Raw genomic sequence first — 17,024 nt, forward strand, 5'->3', positions numbered from 1 at the left:
TCGCTGTCCTTGTTTGACGATGCCGCCCTGCTTGCGCGACAGGCCCCGCGTCTGGTCGCCGGCGTCGACGAGGCCGGGCGCGGCCCGCTGGCCGGCCCGGTCGCGGTAGCGGCCGTTGTCTTCGATCCCGAACGCCCGCGCATCAACGGCCTGGATGACTCCAAGGCATTGACCGCACTACGCCGCGATCAGCTTTACGACCGCATCATCGAGCGCGCCCTGGCCTACAAGATCGTGATGGTCAACGTGGCCGAGATCGACAGCCTCAACATCTTCCAGGCCACCATGCAGGGCATGCGCCTGGCGGTAGAAGGCGTGGGGCATGTGGCCCAGTTCGCCCGCATCGATGGCAACAAGATTCCCAAGGGCCTACCCTGCCCGGCCGAAGCGCTGGTAGGTGGCGACGCCATCGACCGCAGCATCATGGCCGCCTCGATCCTGGCCAAGGTCAGCCGCGACCGCTTCATGCTGGAGCTGCACCAGCAGCATCCCGAATACGGCTTCGACCAGCACAAGGGCTATGGCACACCCTTCCATATGGCTGCGCTGCGCGCACATGGTCCCTGCCCGCAGCACCGGCGCAGCTTCGCCCCGGTCCGAGCCTGCCTGCAAGCGCCCTGAGCCACACGCGGCCCCATCAACGCGGCATGATCTTTATTCCGGGATCAAGATGGCTTGAGCCGATGCGTACGTCATAGTTGATGTTGTTCTCGCTGACTACTGCCTTGGCGACGATCAACACCTCCTGACGTCGACCCATGCGTTGGGAATCGAAGTCCTTCTGTCCTGTATTTGCAGCGCTGCGGTATGACGCGGCGGCCCCCGGCGACTCGGCGAACGCCAGCGCGAAAGGATCCAGCACATCTTCCGCCGTACGCCACAACACCTGCGTACCACTGCGCACCGCACACACCTCCGGGGTGATGACGGGACCGTTCGGCCCTGCGGCCACGTCGACGTAGACCAGCTTGACGATCCGGGCCGGCAGATTCTCCGTGCATTGCACCGCTTCGCCCGGGGCTGGCGGAACCGTGGCGCAGGCCACTGCACCGACAATGATTCCCGCTGAGACAGCAAGATAGACCCACATGTTGTAGTTCATGACGACCACTCCTCGATGAGGTCCGCCGCCCCGGACAGGAAAAACCGTTTCTATTCCTTCCGCACGCCACTGCCGACCAGCGCGTAACGCTGCAGCGACAGCAAGGCGTCGATGCGCTGTTGCGGAATGCCCTGCTTCAACGCGCTTTCTACGCAGCTGTGCGCGCCCGTCTTGTCGCCGAGCAGGGTCAAGGTCTGCGCACACCACAACGCGACTTCGGCCGCCTGCGTACCCAGCGCACGCGCCGCCTGCAGATCCTGCAGCGCGCGTGCTCGCTCGCCCAGGTTGGCGCGGTACCAGGACAGCAAGGCCAAGGCATAAGCATCATCGCGGCGCACGTCGACGTATTGCTGTGCCAGATGCGCCGCACGCAGATACGGCGCCTGTGCCTGCGCTGCCGTTGCGGGGGCAGCGGCCAGCGCATCGGCAAGATTGCCCCAGTGCAGATAGTCCTCCGGCTCCAGCACCGTCGCCTGCTGGAACAACTCCGCAGCGAGCGCGTATTCGCCGCGATCGAATTTCATCGTGCCCAGGTTGGTCAAGGCACCGGCATTGGGCTCGATCGACAAGGACATGTTGAATGCATGCCCGGCCTGCACGGTATCGCCCTGCGCAAGATACAAACCGCCCAGGCTGCCCCATAAGCGACTGTCTTCCGGCTGCAGCACGGTGGCCGTGACAAACGCATCGATGGCCTTGGGAACGTCGCCGCGCAACCAATGGTGGTAGCCGAGCAGGCGATAGATCTGCGCATCGCTGGGCCGCGCCGCGATGGCCTGCTGGAACGACTGCAGCGCCTGCTCTTCCTTGCCGAGCGCGGCGTAAGTGCGTGCCTGCCCGACCAGACCGTCGGCACGCAGTGCAGGGTCATCGATGACCTGCTGGTAAAGCTTCAGCGCCTGTTCGTTCTGGCCGCTGACGCGGGCGATTTCCGCCATCGCCAGACTCACCTCGCGCAATCCCGGATCCATCGCCTGCGCGCGCGCACAGGCCTGCCGCGCGCGCTCGAACGCACCTGCGTCACTGACCCCTTCCAAACGCGCAATCTGCGCACGGCAAAGGCCGGCCTGGGCCCGGGCGAAATGCGGGTCCAGCGCCAGCGCCTGTGCGAACGCCGCCATCGCCCGCTCGTTGCCCGCCTCGCCGACGGGTCTTTGCAGCAGCGCCAGACCACGCAGATAGGCGTCATAGGCGTTGACGTCATTGGTGGGATTCAAGCGCTGTGCAATTCCGGCAGTCTTTCCGGGCAGATGGCCGAGCAGGGCGTGCACGACCTTGTTCGCTATCTCGCCCTGCAGCGCGAACACGTCGTTGATCTCCCGGTCATAGGTTTCCGCCCACAAGGTGAAGCCTGTATTGGTATCTGACAGCCGCGCACTGATGCGTACCCGCCCACCCTCGCGACGCACGCTGGCATCGAGCAGTGTGGCCACGCCCAGACGGCGTCCGATCCGACGCACATCGTCATCATCGGTATCGCCTTCGGCAGGCGCTGCGAGTTGTCGTGCGGCCACCTTCAGGCCCGGCACATTGGTAAGGGCATCATGCATCTCCACCGCCAGACCATCGGCAAAATAGCGGTCGGCGGCGTCGTCGCTGAGGCTGCTGAATGGCATCACCGCAATCGAAGCGCCGACCACAACCGGCGTGCGACTCCACCACCAGTAGCCCGCCCCCGACAGCAGCAACAACGCGCAGCCGATCAGGAACGCGCGTGAACGCATCCACGCCGGTAGTGGCAACTTCGGCGCCTCCCGCCACCAGCGCGACAATCGCCGTGCTGGCGGTGATGGCGGCTCGGCATGCAGGTCACTATCCGCAACCACGTGTTCAGCGCGTTCAGCAACTGCATCAGGCAGCTCGACCGTCGTAGAAGTGGAGATCGGTTCAACAACCGAAGCAGAGGAAGCCGTGGCCTCCGGCGGCAACAACTTGCCGATGAAGCGGTAGCCCAAACCATGCTGGGTCTGTATGTAGCGCGGCTCATGCGAATGGTCGTCCAGCGCGGAACGTAACTGGGCGATGGCACGGGTCAGTACACCTGGTGTCACATGGCGATGGCCCCAGACAGCATCCAGCAGCTGGTCGCGCACCAACAGTTCGTCGGCGTGCCGCAGCAGCAGCAACAGCACGGCGAACGCTTTTGGCTCCAGCGATTGATACTGGCCGTCACGGCTGAGTGTATGCGCCAGCGCATCCACCACGATGCCGTCGAAACGGTAGCGTTCGACCGCTTGACCTGTGTCACCCGGGTCTTCGACCGCACCCATCGGCAAGCCCTCATGAATTCCTCAGAAACCAGCGCAATGACTGTCTGAAGGCTCCGCCTGCCATCATGACCAATGCTACGCCCAAGCGGATGCTGGCGCTGCGTTCTCCCCCCGGACGCCCCCCCACCCGCAGGAGCAACACCATGTACACCATCGACCCCCGCCTTCCGCTGCCGCAGGTTCTGGACCAGTACCCTAGCGGCGCCCCGCAACGCCGCAGTCATGTGAACGACTATCTGTTGGTCCCGCGTGAAATGGAGCATTTCAACAGCCTGCTGGCCCGCCTTGGCCGCACCCAACCGCCACTGCAGACCGACCAGTTGGCCACCGCTGCCCGCAACCTGAACAACGCAGCCGGGGACGAAAGCGCCTCGCCCTGCATCACGCAGCGGATGCGCCACGCCCATCTGCTGGAACAGCTGCTGCAGGAGACCGACTGGGAGCCCGCCGCCGAGGTGAGCTGCGAGCTGCATATGGTCATTGCCTACCTGCACGCCAGCCACCAGTTGATCCCCGACACGGTCCCCGGCGTCGGCCAGCTGGACCAGGCCATCGTCATCGACACCGTCTGGCCAAAACTTGCCGGCGAAGTCACCAACTTCCTCGACTACCAGCGCCTGCGGCAGCAGGAGGCCGAACGTCAGGGCCGTGGCTACCATGACATCGCCTTCAACCGCCGCAGCTGGCTGGAACTGCGTGAGATCGAAGCCCGCCTGCATGAGCACCAGCGACGGGTGCGTGAAGGCAGCTATGCGCCGGAACCGCTCAGTTACTTCCGCGTCCACTGACTGCGACAACGGCAGGGCCCCAGCCAGCACCGCCCAGGTCGGGCTGGGGCCCCTGCACAGAAGGCCGGGACGACCCCATTGCGGTCAGGCCGACGCCTGCCCTGATAGTGTGCACATGCGGGCCTCCGGCCCGGGCCGGCGCGCGTGCCGGGCATGTCAAGCCTTGCCCCACCCCGCCCCCGTCGCTACCCTGCACCGGCATACTTCTGGCCCCGCATGTCTACTTCTTCCCGCTTCGTCCATCTGCACGTCCACACCGAATTCTCGATGGTGGACTCCACCATTCGCGTCCCCGCCAAGCCCGACCAGGCCGATCCCAAGAAGGCCAAGCAGCCCAACCTGCTGAGTCGTTCGGTCGAAATGAAAGCACCGGCCTTGGCAGTCACCGACCTGAACAACATGTTCGCGCTGGTGAAGTTCTACAAGGCCGCCGAAGGCGTGGGCATCAAGCCAATCGCCGGTGCCGACCTGCTGATCACCGAGGACGGCCAGGACCCCTGGCGCATGACCCTGCTGTGCCGTGATCGCGAGGGCTACCTGAGCCTGTCGCGGCTGCTGACGCGGGCATGGATGGAAGGCCACCGCAATGAAGGCGGCGTGGCCGTGCACCCGCAGTGGCTCAAGGACGGCTGCCAGAACCTGTTCGCGCTGGCCGGCCGCCACAGCCTGGCCGGCCGCCTGGCCAGCGAAGGCCGCCACGACCTGGCCGAGCAGCAGCTCGCCGACTGGCAGCGCGTGTTCGGCGACGGCCTGCACCTGGAACTGACCCGCACCGGCCGCGACGGCGAGGAAAGCTTCAACCAGTTCGCGCTGATGGCCGCCGGCCAGCGCGGCCTGCCGGTGGTGGCGACCAACGATGTGCGCTTCCTGTCGCCGGATGACTTCGACGCGCACGAGGCGCGCGTGTGCATTTCCACCGGCCGCGTGCTGGACGACCCCAAGCGCCCGCGCGAGTACAGCCGCGAGCAGTACCTGAAGACACCGGAGCAGATGGCGGAGCTGTTCGCCGACATCCCCGATGCCATCGACAACACCCTGGCGCTGGCCGAGCGCTGCAACGTCGAGATGCGGCTGGGCACCTACTTCCTGCCCAACTACCCGGTGCCGGACGACGAGACGCTGGATACCTGGATCCAGAAGCAGTCGCGCGAAGGCCTGGAAGAACGCCTGCAGGTGCATCCGCTGGCCGCCGGCATGAGCCGCGAGGACTACAACGAGCGCCTGGAGTTCGAGCTCAACACCATCATCAAGATGGGCTTCCCCGGCTACTTCCTGATCGTGGCCGACTTCATCCAGTGGGGCAAGAACCAGGGCATCCCGATCGGTCCCGGCCGTGGTTCCGGTGCCGGCTCGCTGGTGGCCTGGGCGCTGAAGATCACCGACCTGGATCCGCTGCCCTACAACCTGCTGTTCGAGCGCTTCCTCAACCCCGAACGCGTGTCGATGCCCGACTTCGACATCGACTTCTGCATGGACCGCCGCGATGAGGTGATCGACTACGTCGCGCGCAAGTACGGCCGCGAGCGCGTCAGCCAGATCATCACCTACGGCACCATGGCGGCCAAGGCGGTGGTGCGTGATACCGGCCGCGTGCTGGGCTTCCCCTATGGCCTGGTCGACGGCGTTTCCAAGCTGATCCCCAACATCCTCGGCATCCACCTGAAGGATGCACTGGGCAAGGGCAAGGAAGGCGTGGGTTCGGAAATGGCCTCGGCCGAGCTGATCCAGCGCTATGAAACCGAGGACGATGTCCGCGACCTGATCGACCTGGCGCTGCAGCTGGAAGACCTCACCCGCAACGCCGGCAAGCACGCCGGTGGCGTGGTGATCGGGCCCGAGCCGCTGAGCGAGTTCTGCCCGCTGTACGCCGAACATGACGAAGGCGGTATCGGCAAGAACCCGGTCACCCAGTTCGACAAGAACGACGTGGAAGAAGTGGGCCTGGTGAAGTTCGACTTCCTCGGCCTGCGCACGCTGACCATCATCGACTGGGCGGTGAAGGCGATCAACAAGCGCCATGAGCGCGCCGGCATCCCGCCGATCGACATCGCCCATATCCCGCTGGACGACGCCCCCACCTACAAGGACATCTTCGCCAACGGCAATACCGGCGCGGTGTTCCAGTTCGAATCCTCGGGCATGCGCCGCCTGCTGAAGGACGCGCGGCCTGACCGCTTCGAAGACCTGATCGCGCTGGTGTCGCTGTACCGCCCCGGCCCGATGGACCTGATTCCTTCCTTCAACGCGCGTAAGCACGGCCAGGAAGAAATCATCTATCCCGATCCGCGCACCGAGGCCATCCTGAAGGACACCTACGGCATCATGGTGTACCAGGAGCAGGTGATGCAGATGGCGCAGATCGTCGGCGGCTACTCGCTGGGCGGCGCCGACCTGCTGCGTCGTGCGATGGGCAAGAAGGTGCCGGCGGAAATGGCCAAGCACCGCGAGATCTTCCGCGAAGGTGCGGCCAAGGGCGGCGTCGATGGCCCCAAGGCCGACGAGATCTTCGACTTGATGGAAAAGTTCGCTGGCTACGGCTTCAACAAGTCGCACGCCGCCGCCTACGCCCTGGTCAGCTACCAGACCGCCTGGCTCAAGCGCCATTACCCGGCCGAGTTCATGGCCGCGACGCTGTCTTCGGACATGGATAACACCGACAAGGTGGTGGGGTTCCTGGCCGAGGTGAAGAACCTCAACCTCACCGTGCTGCCACCGCGTGTCAACGATTCGGCTTACATGTTCGAGGCCGCCAACGCCGACACCATCCGTTACGGCCTGGGCGCGATCAAGGGCGTCGGCCAGGGCGCCTGCGAAGCGGTGGTGGAACAGCGCGAACGCGGCGGCGAATATGCCTCGCTGCTGGACTTCTGCGTACGCGTGGAATCGGGCAAGCTCAACCGCCGCACGCTGGAAGCGATGATCAACTGCGGCGCCTTCGACGGCATCGGCAAGAATCGCGCAACGCTGGCGCTGCAGCTGCCGGAAGTGATCAAGGCCACCGAACAGATGGCGCGCGAGAAGGCCTCCGGGCAGAACTCGCTGTTCGGTGCCCCCGACCCGGTCAGCACGGCCAGCCAGCTGGATCTGCCCGAGAGCAAGGAATGGCCGCTGGCGCAGCTGCTCAACGGCGAGCGCGAAACGCTGGGCTTCTTCCTCAGCGGCCACCCGTTCGATCCCTATGCCGACGACGTCAAGGAACTGGTCGGCACCGACCTGGGCGGCCTGGACAAACTGATCGCACCGGCCTTCCCCTCCAAGGATGGCGAAAAGCGCGCCTGGCGCCAGGAATCCCCGGTGATCCTGGCCGGCATGGTCATTGGCGTACGCCGCAAGGGTGACAGCCAGGTCTTCGTGACCCTGGAAGACGGCAAAGGCCGCGTCGAATGCAGCGCCTTCTCCGACGGCCTGGCCGAATTCGGCCACCTGATGACCAAGGACCGCATCCTGGTCGTGAAGGGCGGCCTGCGCGAGGACGAATTCAACGGCGGCTACGCCCTGCGCATCCGCCAATGCTGGGACTACGAGCAGCTGTGCGCCGACCACGCCCTGCGCGTGTCGATGCGGGTGGACGGCCGCGGTGGCCCGATCTGGCAGCGCATCGATGCCCTGCTGGCCGCGCACCGCCCGGGCCGTACCCCACTGCGGCTGGACCTGCTGCTCAACGGCAAGCCCAGCGGCAGCATTGCCGGCATGCTCGACCTCGGCAGCAGCGGCGCGGTACGGGTCACGCCCAAGCTGCTTGATGCCCTGCGCGAGGACCCGGCCGTGCGCCGGGTCAAGGTCAAGTACAGCCCGCCCTGGGCCAATTGATTGTCCGGACGGACGCGTACGGGTTGATACGGCGCGTTCGGCTACACTTTCCCCCTTTCATTGCTGACGGTTTCCGATGAATCCGAACTACCTCGATTTCGAGCAACCCATCGCCGATCTGGAATCCAAGATCAAGGACCTGCGCAGTGCCAGCGCCGGGCCGGCGGTCAATGTCGATGCTGAGGTCAAGGCGCTGGAAGACAAGCTGCGCCTGCGTACTGCCCAGATCTTCCGCAACCTGTCCTCCTGGCAGGTGCTGCAGGTGGCCCGCCACCCGTCGCGCCCCTACCCCTTGGACTACATCCGCATCTTCTGCGACGAGTTCCAGGAACTGGCCGGCGACCGCGCCTTTGCCGACGACAAGGCCATTGTTGGCGGCCTGGCCCGCATCGGCGGCCGTCCGGTGATGCTGATCGGCCACCAGAAGGGCCGCGACACCAAGGAAAAGGTCAAGCGCAACTTCGGCATGCCCAAGCCCGAGGGCTACCGCAAGGCACTGCGCCTGATGAAGATGGCCGAGCGCTTCGGCTTGCCGGTGCTGACCCTGATCGACACCGCCGGTGCCTGGCCGGGCATCGACGCCGAAGAACGTGGCCAGTCCGAGGCCATCGCCCGCAACCTGATGGAAATGGCTGAGCTGAAGGTACCGGTGATCTGCACCGTGATCGGTGAAGGCGGCTCCGGCGGTGCCCTGGCGCTGGGCGTGGGCGACCGCACCCTGATGCTGGAATACAGCGTCTACTCGACGATCAGCCCGGAAGGCTGCGCCTCCATCCTGTGGAAGGACGCCGGCAAGGCCAAGGACGCCGCCGAGCAGCTGGGCATGACCGCGCCGCGACTGAAGAGCCTGGGCCTGATCGACAAGGTGATCCGCGAGCCGATCGGCGGCGCACACCGCAACCCGACCCAGATGGGCAAGCGCCTGAAGGCCGTGCTGCTCAACGAGCTGGACAAGTTGGACAAGCTGAGCGTGGAAGAACTGCTGGAGCAGCGCTACAAGCGCCTGCGCAGCTATGGTGCCTACGAAGCGGCCTGAGCCGCTTCCAGACCGAGGACACAGGGATGAGTCCGATCATTCTGCTTTCGCTGCTGCTGCAGATCGCCTGCTGCGTACACGTGGTGCGCACCGGGCGGCCGCTGTATTGGATCTTCATCCTGCTGGTGTTCTCCTACCTGGCAGTGCTGATCTACGTCATCGCCGAAGTGCTGCCGGACCTGCGCAACAACCCGACGGCGCGACGCGGCCTGCGCCAGGTGCGCGACCAGATCGACCCGCAGCGTGGCAAGCGCCAGGCAGACCAACGCCTGCGGGTATCGGACACCGCCGACAACCGCCGACGCCTGGCCGAGGAGCACCTGGAACGCGGCGAGTACGCCGAGGCAGCGGCGTTGTATGAAGGTGCGCTGCGCGGAATTCACCGCGAGGATCCCGATCTCATGCTCGGCCTGGCCAAGGCGCAGTACGGCCTGCAGCAGCCGGCACAGGCGCGCAAGACGCTGGAAGCACTGATCGCTGCCAACCCCGGTTTCCGATCGCATGACGGCCACCTGCTGTATGCACGCACGGTGGAGGACAGCGCGGACATCCCTGCCGCCCTGCACGAGTACGAGGCGATGATCGGCAGCTACCCGGGCGAGGAAGCGCGGCTGCGCTATGCGCTGCTGCTCAAGCGCGCCGGACGCGACGACGAGGCGGCCAGGCAACTGCAGAACATCCTCGACCGCGCCGAGACCTCACCGCGCTATTACCAGCAGGCGCAGCGCGCGTGGATCGATGCCGCACGCAAGGAACTGCGGCAGCTGACGCCGGCAGGCTGAGCCCGCTTGTTTTTTTTTGTGGGAGCGGCGTCAGCCGCGAAGCTGACCCTGCCAAAGCCCTTGGCACCTCTGCCATCTGATGATGTACTGGCTTCGCGGCTTACGCCGCTCCCACAAACGCATCCCGCGCCTGCGCACGGATATCGGATTGTGGCGACGCGATGCGCAAATGGACTGTGTTATCTGCCTTCTCCCCATCCCCGGCGAGGCCAAGCAGCATGATCACCAGCCTGAAAGTCCTGTTGATCGCCATCAGCGTGCTCGCCAGCATGTACCTGATCGCCTGCGCCCTGCTCGCCTTCAATGCCCGCAGCATGCTCTACCACCCGGCCCCGCGCAGTGCCGATGTACCGCACTGGACCCTGCCACGCGACGATGCCGACATCATCGTCTCGAGCAACAGGCAGCACAGCACGCAGCTCGTACTGTATTTCGGCGGCAATGCCGAAGACGTCTCGCAGGCGCTGCCAATGCTGCAGCAGGCGTTTCCCGAAGCCGCCATCCACGCGATGCACTACCGTGGCTATGGCGGCAGCAGCGGCTCACCAACCGAAGCCTCGCTTATCAGCGATGCATTGGCGCTCTATGACGGCACCAGCACCAGCCAACCCCACGACATCATCGTGGTTGGCCGCAGCCTCGGCTCAGGCGTCGCCGTGCAACTCGCCGCTGCCCGGCCAGTTCAGCGGCTGGTTCTGATCACGCCTTACGACAGCATTGGCAGCCTGGCTGCACGCATGTTCCCGGCCTTCCCGGTGCGCCTGCTGCTACGCGATCACTACGATTCATGGCGCCACGCCGCGCGGATCACTGCGCCCACCACGCTGATCATCGCCGGCAGGGATGAGGTGATTCCGAATGCGAGTTCGTTGCGGTTGTTGCGCGAATTCCGGCCCGGTGTGGCGCAGGCAGTGACCATCGCTGATGCCGATCACAACGATGTGTTTGCCTATCCTCAGTTTGCGGAGGCTTTGCGGGGGCAGTAAGGGTCACAAGCTCAACCCCTCCCCCGCCCTCCCCTTGGCTGCGCCAAAGGGAGGGGGCAGAGCTTGAGCCCTCCCTTTGGCGCAGCCATGGGGAGGGTTGGGAGGGGTGCCGTTGATCTTCGCAGCCCAGCAGAAAACTCAGAACGGCTTGGCCAGCACCAGATACACGATGGCAATGAACAGCACCAACGGCAGCTCATTGAACCAACGCAGCGTGCCCGACGATGGCAGTGCCTTGCCCTTGAGCGTGCCCTTCAGCCAGCGCCCGGTGAAGGTGAAATAGACCATCAGCAGCACCACCAACCCCAGCTTGGCATGCAGCCAACCGGCAGCACCCGGCGCCACCATGGTCGGGAAGTCGGGCAGCACCTTGTAGCCCAGCCACAGCACCAGGCCGAGGATGAAGGCGATGCCGAACATCACATGGCCAAACCGGTACAGACGCTTACCCATCAATTGCAGCCGTTCCACCACCGGCGGCTGGCCCGCCGCCTCGGCGATGTTGACCAGGATGCGCGGCAGATAGAACACCGACGCCATCCACGCCACCACGAAAACAAGGTGGAAGGTCTTGACCCAAAAGTACGACTGCATGCGCTGGCTCCATCGGCGGCGTAGGATGTGCCCCATTTTCGCCCATCCGCACAAGACACGCACATGCAGGACAAGCAGTACGACGCCGACTACTTCCAACGCTGGTACCGCCGCGACGATATCGGCGGCCCGGCCCGGCTCGCGCGCAAGGTGCAGTTGGCCGTTGCCGCCGCTGAGTACTACCTTGAACGACCGATCCGCAGCGTGCTCGATATCGGCGCCGGTGAAGCCGCCTGGCGTGCGCCGCTGCTCAAGCTGCGGCCCAAGCTGCAGTACATGGGCTTTGACAGCAGCGAATATGCAGTGCGCCGCTACGGCCGCACCCGCAACCTGCACCTGGCCAGCTTCGGCGATTTCCAGTGGCTGCGGCCCTGCGCGCCGGTGGACCTGCTGGTCTGCTCGGACGTCATGCACTACGTGCCCAGCCGCGAGCTGCGCCAGGGCCTGCCGGGCCTGGCCGAGCTGTGCGGCGGGGTCGCCTTCCTGGAGCTGTTCACCGCCGAGGACGAATTCCATGGCGACCACGACGGCTTCCAGCAGCGCCCGGCCCGCTGGTACCGGCGCCAGCTGCGCGAGGTGGGCTTCCGTCCGGTCGGTTCGCACTGCTGGCTGGCCCCCGCGTTCAGCGAGGACATCGCCGCGCTGGAAAGGGCCGACTAAAGGCCGATACCTGCTTAACGCCGCAAATGTCATAGTGCGCTATGCTGCACAGCATCATATGACTGTACATATTGGGACGTCATGCTTTATCAACTGCATGAATTGACCCGCAACCTGCTTGCGCCCTGGGTTCACCAGGCGCAGGCAAATGCGGCGTTCTTCAATAATTCCGGCCACTGGTGGTCGTCGATGCCGGGCGCTGATCGCTTCGCGGCGATGAACGAGCTGTTCCATCGCCTCGGCAAGGATTATGAGAAGCCCGAATGGGGCATCCACGAGTTGGAGCTGGATGGCGAAATCGTGCCCATCGCCCAGCTCACCGAGGTCGAAAAGCCCTTCTGCAAGCTGCTGCGCTTCAAGCGCCACAGCAATGAGACCTCCAAGGTCGAGGCCCTGCTGGCGCAGCCCATCGTGCTGGTGGTGGCGCCGCTGTCCGGCCACCACGCCACTCTGTTGCGCGATACCGTGCGCACCCTGCTGCGCGACCACCGCGTCTATGTCACCGACTGGGTGGACGCGCGCATGGTGCCGGTGGAACAGGGCGAGTTCGGCCTGGACGATTACATCGAGTACGTGCAGGAATTCATCCGTCACCTGGGTGCCGAGAACGTGCACGTGGTCAGCGTCTGCCAGCCCACCGTGCCGGTGCTGGCTGCGGTGTCGTTGATGGCCAGCCGTGGCGAAACCACGCCGCGCTCGCTGGTGATGATGGGCGGGCCGATCGATGCGCGCTGCAGCCCCACTGCGGTCAACAACCTGGCCACGCGCAACCCGCTGTCCTGGTTCGAGAACAACGTCATCCACACCATTCCGGCGCCGTATCCGGGCCAGGGCCGTCGGGTCTATCCGGGCTTCCTGCAGCATGCCGGCTTCATGTCGATGAACCCCAGCCGCCACCTGATGTCGCATTGGGATTTCTACACGGACCTCGTCAAGGGGGACCTGGACGATGCCAATGCGCATCGCCGTTTCTACGACGAATACAACGCCGTGCTGGACATGCCGGCGCAGTTCTACCTGGACACGATCCGCGTGGTGTTCCAAGAGTTCCTGCTGCCGCGTGGCGAGTGGTATGTGCGCGGCGAACATGTCGATCCTTCGGCCATCCGCGACACCGCACTGCTGAGCATCGAAGGCGAACTGGACGACATCGCCGGCCTCGGCCAGACCGAAGCGGCGCAGGCGCTGTGCACCGGCATCCCGGCCGCGCGCCGTGATCACTTCATCGTCGAAGGCGCCGGCCACTACGGCATCTTCAGCGGCCGCCGTTGGCGCGAAGTGGTGTACCCGAAGATGCGTGATTTCTTCAGCGCCCAATCCGCGCAGCCGGCTGCCAAAAAAGCAAAGAAGGCCAGCAGCAACGTCACCCCGTTGCGCCGCCGCGCCCAGCGCTGAGCCGCCCTGCGTAAGCCCCTCTCCCGCCTGCGGGGAGAGAGGGACCGTTTGCGAACCACCGGTTCGCGGTCACTCGAGCGCCCTTGCGCCAGCGCAAGGGCCGCGGCACGGAGCACGGGTTGGGGGTGAGGGCAAGCCGAAACCAGACGTTTACAGCAACGGCAGTTCTACCGAAGCTAACAAGCAAACCAGAAGGCCCCGGCGCTCCCGGGGCCTTCTGCATTCAGGACACCGCCTTCAAGCCCACCACCCCAACCACGATCACTGCCAGACTCAACAGGCGGGCGGCGCTGCGCGACTCACCAAAGAACAGCATGTTCACCAGCACCGCGGCCGCGGTTCCAAGGCCAATCCACACCGCATAGGCAATGCTCAACTGGATGTAGCGGAAGGACTGGTACAGCAGCACGAAGGAAGCACCAAAACCACCGAAGAACATCAGCGCGTTCAACAGACTCTTGCGCCCGCTGTAACGCTTCAGGCCAATCACGCCCAGCGTCTCCATCAAGGCAGCGGCAATCACCAGAAACCAGCCCATGTCAGCCTCCCTGCCCGTTAGGCCCGTTAGCATCAGACGCGGCAGCCACCTTGCCATCGGCCAGTTTCAGCGCGATCACGCCCGCCACCAGCACCGCCATGAACACCCCCTTGGCCAGGCTGAAGCTGCCATCGAACAGGAAGATATCCATCAGCGCGGTACCCACCGTGCCAACGGCGGCAAACACCGCGTACACCGTGCCGGTGGGCAACGATTCGCAGGCCTTGGCCAGCCAATGGAAGTCCACCACGATCACCACGATGATCGGAATCCAATGCCACCATGTGGCAGCCACGTTGAAGCCATACACCCAGACCAACTCGAACAGGCAGGTCAGCGCCACGTAGAACCAGCCTTTGCCGGCCATGGTGTTCTCCTTGAAAAATCCGGCACCAGCATAGCGCGTGGTAGCGCCGAGCCATGCTCGGCAGAGGCCTTACCGGGAAAGCCCCTGCCGAGCATGGCCCGGCACTACAAAAAACGAGGGCGCCGTTGGCGCCCTCGTCTACGTTCCCTCGAAAAGCGGCGCTTACAAGCGCACCAGCAGATGCTTGGCCATCGCGCCATGCAGCTTGCCGATGCCTCGCGCCAGATGCAGCGTGCCAAACAGCAGCAGCACGCCAACACCCACCGACAAAGGCCACAGCCAGAAGGAGCTGCCGACATTGACGCCGTCGATCCAGATGCCGATTGCCTCATTGGTGAACAGTGCAGCCACAGGGGCGAATACCAGCGCCAGCGACGTCGACAACAAGGTCGTGGCCACGGTGAAATACAGGATCCCCAATGGCAGCATCAGCACGAAGTACAGCATCGTCAGCCAGGTGCGGCCGTCCGAGAACATCGCACCGATGCGCTGCAGCCAACCCTGGCTGCGATCGGTATAGGTGGGCCGGCGCGGCATGCGCACGCCCAGCATGGTTTCGATGATGCGCCCTTCCACCAGCGACAACACCCGCACCGAGCCCAGGAACAACAGCAGGATCGGGATACCGATGATCAGGATCAGCAAGGACACCGACACCGACAGGCCGGTCACCACCCAGGTAAAGAAGAAGATGCCGGTGGCCAGCGACAGCAGCATGTAGAACAGCGCGCCATAGGTATGCGGATCCAGCGCCACGCCAAAGAAGCGCGCCAGCAAGGATCGCGGCGCTGGCGTGCGCACCGATGCGGCGACACCTGGCTCAACCGGGGACGCGCTCGCGTCAGCCACCGCCGCAGCAGCTGCTGGCATGACACGCGATGCCGGGCGCGGCGTGCGCAGGGCGCGGTTCACTGTCACCTCGGTTTCGCGGTAGATCTCGGCCACCTCTTCCGGCGCGCCATAACTGCCGGCCACACCGGCAATCACCTCGGCCTCGCTCTTGCCCGGCTGTTCGGCCAGCTCCGAGCGCAGGTATTCCTCGGCGTCGTACAGCGCGTCCTGGATCATCGCCAGGTCGGCACCTGCCAATGCCGCGCGCAGTTGGTCCAGGTATTCGGGGATGGTGGTCGGCAGCGGTCGCGTGTTGTGTTCGGTATTCATCATTTGATCCCTTCCAGTACGGACTCGACCGAGTCGCGGGTGGCATTCCAGGCGGCGACCCACTGCCGCAGCGCGGCGCGACCGTCGTCATTGATGCGGTAGTAGCGCCGCGGTGGCCCCGCCACCGAAGGCTCCACATGGCTTTCCAGCAGGCCGGCAGCTTCCAGGTTGCGCAGCACCGGATACAGCGCGCTCTGCTTGCCGCTGAGCACCCCATCGCCTATCCGTTCCAGCTCCTTGGCGATCAGGTAGCCATACAGCGGCTCCGGCGCCTTGGCCAGCACCGCCAGCAGGGCCAGCGACACCGTGCCTGTGCTCAATTCCTTCTGGAACTTGCGCAGATGTGCATCCAACTCCGTCATGGCCTTCACTCCCGCCAACTAGCCTGAAGCAAATACTAGTATTTAGTTCGCTATAGCGAATATGCCGGTAGTCACCCCTACCGCCGTCACGGCGCTGGCGGGTGCCCCGGCCAATCGCGCAGAATCGGCCTACACCCAACTGGAATGCGCCCGATGACGTTACGTCCCTGCCTGCTTGCCCTGGCCCTGTCGCTGTCCCCGCTGCCCCTGCTGGCCGCCGACGCCCCCGCCAAGTACCGCAGCGCCCAGGAGATCATCGACGCCGCGCCGGCCAGCGACTGGCACACCCCGGCGGCGGAAAACACGCTGTACATGGACCTGGAAGGCGGCCGCGTCATCATCGAGCTGGCCCCGCAGTTCGCCCCCGAGCACGCCGGCAATATCCGCACGATGGCCAGGGAGCACTTCTGGGATGGACTGAGCATCTACCGCTCGCAGGACAACTTCGTTGTTCAGTTCGGCGACGCCGATGCCGACGACGCGGCCAAAGCCAAATCGATGGGCAGCGCCAAGTCTCATCTGCCCGCCGAATTCCAGCGACCGCTGCAAGGCCTGGCCTTCACCGCCCTGCCCGACCGCGATGGTTGGGCCCCCCGCACCGGCTTCGTTGGCGACTTCGCCGTTGGCAGCGATGGCAAGAATGCCTGGTTGGCGCATTGCTATGGTGCGCTCGGCGCTGGTCGCAACAACGACGAGGACAGCAGCGTCGGTGCGGAGCTTTATGTGGTCACCGGCCAATCGCCGCGCCAGCTGGACCGCAACATCACCCTGGTCGGCCGCGTGCTCAAGGGCATGGAACTGCTGAGCACCATCAAGCGTGGCCCCGACCCGATGGGCTTCTACGAAGACCCCGCACAGCGTACGCCGATCAAGGCGATCACCCTGGCCAGCGAGCTGCCGGAAGCACAGCGGGTAAAACTGCAGGTACTGCGCACCGATTCCAAGACCTTCGCCGATGCGGTGGAAGCCCGCCGCAACCGCGTTGACGGCTTCTACAAGCGCGCCGCCGGCCATATCGACCTGTGCAACATCCCGTTGCCGGTACGTATCCGCTGAAGCGCATCCACGGTAGTGGGGGGGGGGGGGGGGGGGGCGGGGGGGGGGCGGGCGGCCCGCGAACCGGCCGCCCCGCGGCCGCCCACCCCCCACCCCCCGCACCCCCGCGCGGCCGTG

At 65.1% G+C, this 17,024-nt stretch carries 16 protein-coding genes; 9 read left to right on the forward strand and 7 right to left on the reverse strand.

The window, feature by feature from the left end; genetic code table 11:
• The first annotated feature begins 3 nt into the window (after positions 1-3).
• Entirely contained in the window at positions 4-621 is a 618-nt protein-coding gene (locus AC1VXC_RS12840) for a ribonuclease HII (RefSeq protein WP_313170186.1), read from the forward strand.
• Between the two features lie 16 nt (positions 622-637).
• On the opposite strand, the gene AC1VXC_RS12845 is transcribed toward AC1VXC_RS12840, so the two are convergent.
• Positions 638-1,102, reverse strand: coding sequence for a hypothetical protein (locus AC1VXC_RS12845; protein ID WP_313169326.1), 465 nt, complete (start codon positions 1,100-1,102; stop codon positions 638-640).
• Positions 1,103-1,152: 50 nt separating this feature from the next.
• Positions 1,153-3,372 (reverse strand): winged helix-turn-helix domain-containing tetratricopeptide repeat protein, encoded by a 2,220-nt coding sequence (locus AC1VXC_RS12850; protein ID WP_481539521.1) that lies wholly within the window; start codon positions 3,370-3,372, stop codon positions 1,153-1,155.
• A 143-nt stretch (positions 3,373-3,515) separates the two neighbouring features.
• Here AC1VXC_RS12850 and AC1VXC_RS12855 point away from each other — a divergent pair, with 143 nt between their 5' ends.
• The 5 genes from AC1VXC_RS12855 (at position 3,516) to AC1VXC_RS12875 (ending at position 10,774) form a co-directional block, all read left to right on the forward strand.
• Positions 3,516-4,160, forward strand: coding sequence for a hypothetical protein (locus AC1VXC_RS12855; protein WP_481539522.1), 645 nt, complete (start codon positions 3,516-3,518; stop codon positions 4,158-4,160).
• 216 nt (positions 4,161-4,376) lie between these two features.
• Entirely contained in the window at positions 4,377-7,970 is a 3,594-nt protein-coding gene (dnaE, locus tag AC1VXC_RS12860) for a DNA polymerase III subunit alpha (RefSeq protein WP_481539523.1), read from the forward strand.
• Positions 7,971-8,046: 76 nt separating this feature from the next.
• Positions 8,047-9,006 (forward strand): acetyl-CoA carboxylase carboxyltransferase subunit alpha, encoded by a 960-nt coding sequence (locus AC1VXC_RS12865; protein WP_481539524.1) that lies wholly within the window; start codon positions 8,047-8,049, stop codon positions 9,004-9,006.
• 26 nt (positions 9,007-9,032) lie between these two features.
• Positions 9,033-9,788 (forward strand): tetratricopeptide repeat protein, encoded by a 756-nt coding sequence (locus tag AC1VXC_RS12870; RefSeq protein ID WP_313494539.1) that lies wholly within the window; start codon positions 9,033-9,035, stop codon positions 9,786-9,788.
• Positions 9,789-10,006: 218 nt separating this feature from the next.
• A complete protein-coding gene (locus AC1VXC_RS12875) occupies positions 10,007-10,774 on the forward strand; it encodes an alpha/beta hydrolase (RefSeq protein ID WP_481539951.1) in 768 nt (255 codons plus the stop codon).
• A gap of 138 nt (positions 10,775-10,912) precedes the next feature.
• On the opposite strand, the gene AC1VXC_RS12880 is transcribed toward AC1VXC_RS12875, so the two are convergent.
• Positions 10,913-11,368 carry a CopD family protein gene (locus tag AC1VXC_RS12880; RefSeq protein WP_313169312.1) on the reverse strand — a complete coding sequence of 152 codons (456 nt, stop codon included), beginning with the start codon at positions 11,366-11,368 and terminating at the stop codon, positions 10,913-10,915.
• A 63-nt stretch (positions 11,369-11,431) separates the two neighbouring features.
• Between AC1VXC_RS12880 and AC1VXC_RS12885 the strand changes: the two genes are divergently transcribed.
• Together AC1VXC_RS12885 and AC1VXC_RS12890 are read left to right on the forward strand one after the other, a co-directional pair.
• Positions 11,432-12,028 (forward strand): class I SAM-dependent DNA methyltransferase, encoded by a 597-nt coding sequence (locus AC1VXC_RS12885; protein ID WP_312366633.1) that lies wholly within the window; start codon positions 11,432-11,434, stop codon positions 12,026-12,028.
• An 81-nt stretch (positions 12,029-12,109) separates the two neighbouring features.
• Positions 12,110-13,423 carry a polyhydroxyalkanoate depolymerase gene (locus AC1VXC_RS12890; RefSeq protein WP_313643604.1) on the forward strand — a complete coding sequence of 438 codons (1,314 nt, stop codon included), beginning with the start codon at positions 12,110-12,112 and terminating at the stop codon, positions 13,421-13,423.
• Positions 13,424-13,646: 223 nt separating this feature from the next.
• On the opposite strand, the gene AC1VXC_RS12895 is transcribed toward AC1VXC_RS12890, so the two are convergent.
• The 4 genes from AC1VXC_RS12895 to AC1VXC_RS12910 all read right to left on the reverse strand — a co-directional run bounded on the left by AC1VXC_RS12895 (position 13,647) and on the right by AC1VXC_RS12910 (position 15,851).
• Positions 13,647-13,961, reverse strand: coding sequence for a DMT family transporter (locus AC1VXC_RS12895; protein WP_313399735.1), 315 nt, complete (start codon positions 13,959-13,961; stop codon positions 13,647-13,649).
• A gap of 1 nt (position 13,962) precedes the next feature.
• Positions 13,963-14,328, reverse strand: a complete 366-nt coding sequence (locus AC1VXC_RS12900) for a DMT family transporter (protein ID WP_313643605.1) — start codon at positions 14,326-14,328, stop codon at positions 13,963-13,965.
• 162 nt (positions 14,329-14,490) lie between these two features.
• Complete coding sequence (locus AC1VXC_RS12905; RefSeq protein WP_481539994.1) at positions 14,491-15,489, reverse strand: sensor domain-containing protein; 999 nt, start codon at positions 15,487-15,489, stop codon at positions 14,491-14,493.
• The gene (locus tag AC1VXC_RS12910; RefSeq protein WP_293706291.1) at positions 15,489-15,851 is read right to left on the reverse strand and encodes a PadR family transcriptional regulator; all 363 of its coding nucleotides are present in this window, start codon (positions 15,849-15,851) and stop codon (positions 15,489-15,491) included. The genes AC1VXC_RS12905 and AC1VXC_RS12910 overlap by 1 nt, the downstream gene beginning before the upstream one ends.
• 153 nt (positions 15,852-16,004) lie before the next feature.
• On the opposite strand from AC1VXC_RS12910, the gene AC1VXC_RS12915 reads away from it, so the two are divergent.
• Positions 16,005-16,907 (forward strand): peptidylprolyl isomerase, encoded by a 903-nt coding sequence (locus AC1VXC_RS12915; RefSeq protein ID WP_481539995.1) that lies wholly within the window; start codon positions 16,005-16,007, stop codon positions 16,905-16,907.
• The last annotated feature ends 117 nt before the right edge of the window (positions 16,908-17,024 follow it).

This window comes from Stenotrophomonas sp. STEN033 (genome assembly GCF_056856655.1).

Bases quoted from the DNA above. Each gene is read 5' to 3' on its own strand.
- AC1VXC_RS12905 (WP_481539994.1), bottom strand. From the start codon at position 15,489: ATGAATACCGAACACAACACGCGACCGCTGCCGACCACCATCCCCGAA.
- AC1VXC_RS12850 (WP_481539521.1), bottom strand. From the start codon at position 3,372: ATGGGTGCGGTCGAAGACCCGGGTGACACAGGTCAAGCGGTCGAACGC.
- AC1VXC_RS12885 (WP_312366633.1), top strand. From the start codon at position 11,432: ATGCAGGACAAGCAGTACGACGCCGACTACTTCCAACGCTGGTACCGC.
- AC1VXC_RS12845 (WP_313169326.1), bottom strand. From the start codon at position 1,102: ATGAACTACAACATGTGGGTCTATCTTGCTGTCTCAGCGGGAATCATT.
- AC1VXC_RS12900 (WP_313643605.1), bottom strand. From the start codon at position 14,328: ATGGCCGGCAAAGGCTGGTTCTACGTGGCGCTGACCTGCCTGTTCGAG.
- AC1VXC_RS12915 (WP_481539995.1), top strand. From the start codon at position 16,005: ATGACGTTACGTCCCTGCCTGCTTGCCCTGGCCCTGTCGCTGTCCCCG.
- dnaE (WP_481539523.1), top strand. From the start codon at position 4,377: ATGTCTACTTCTTCCCGCTTCGTCCATCTGCACGTCCACACCGAATTC.
- AC1VXC_RS12870 (WP_313494539.1), top strand. From the start codon at position 9,033: ATGAGTCCGATCATTCTGCTTTCGCTGCTGCTGCAGATCGCCTGCTGC.
- AC1VXC_RS12890 (WP_313643604.1), top strand. From the start codon at position 12,110: ATGCTTTATCAACTGCATGAATTGACCCGCAACCTGCTTGCGCCCTGG.
- AC1VXC_RS12865 (WP_481539524.1), top strand. From the start codon at position 8,047: ATGAATCCGAACTACCTCGATTTCGAGCAACCCATCGCCGATCTGGAA.
- AC1VXC_RS12875 (WP_481539951.1), top strand. From the start codon at position 10,007: ATGATCACCAGCCTGAAAGTCCTGTTGATCGCCATCAGCGTGCTCGCC.
- AC1VXC_RS12895 (WP_313399735.1), bottom strand. From the start codon at position 13,961: ATGGGCTGGTTTCTGGTGATTGCCGCTGCCTTGATGGAGACGCTGGGC.
- AC1VXC_RS12855 (WP_481539522.1), top strand. From the start codon at position 3,516: ATGTACACCATCGACCCCCGCCTTCCGCTGCCGCAGGTTCTGGACCAG.
- AC1VXC_RS12910 (WP_293706291.1), bottom strand. From the start codon at position 15,851: ATGACGGAGTTGGATGCACATCTGCGCAAGTTCCAGAAGGAATTGAGC.
- AC1VXC_RS12880 (WP_313169312.1), bottom strand. From the start codon at position 11,368: ATGCAGTCGTACTTTTGGGTCAAGACCTTCCACCTTGTTTTCGTGGTG.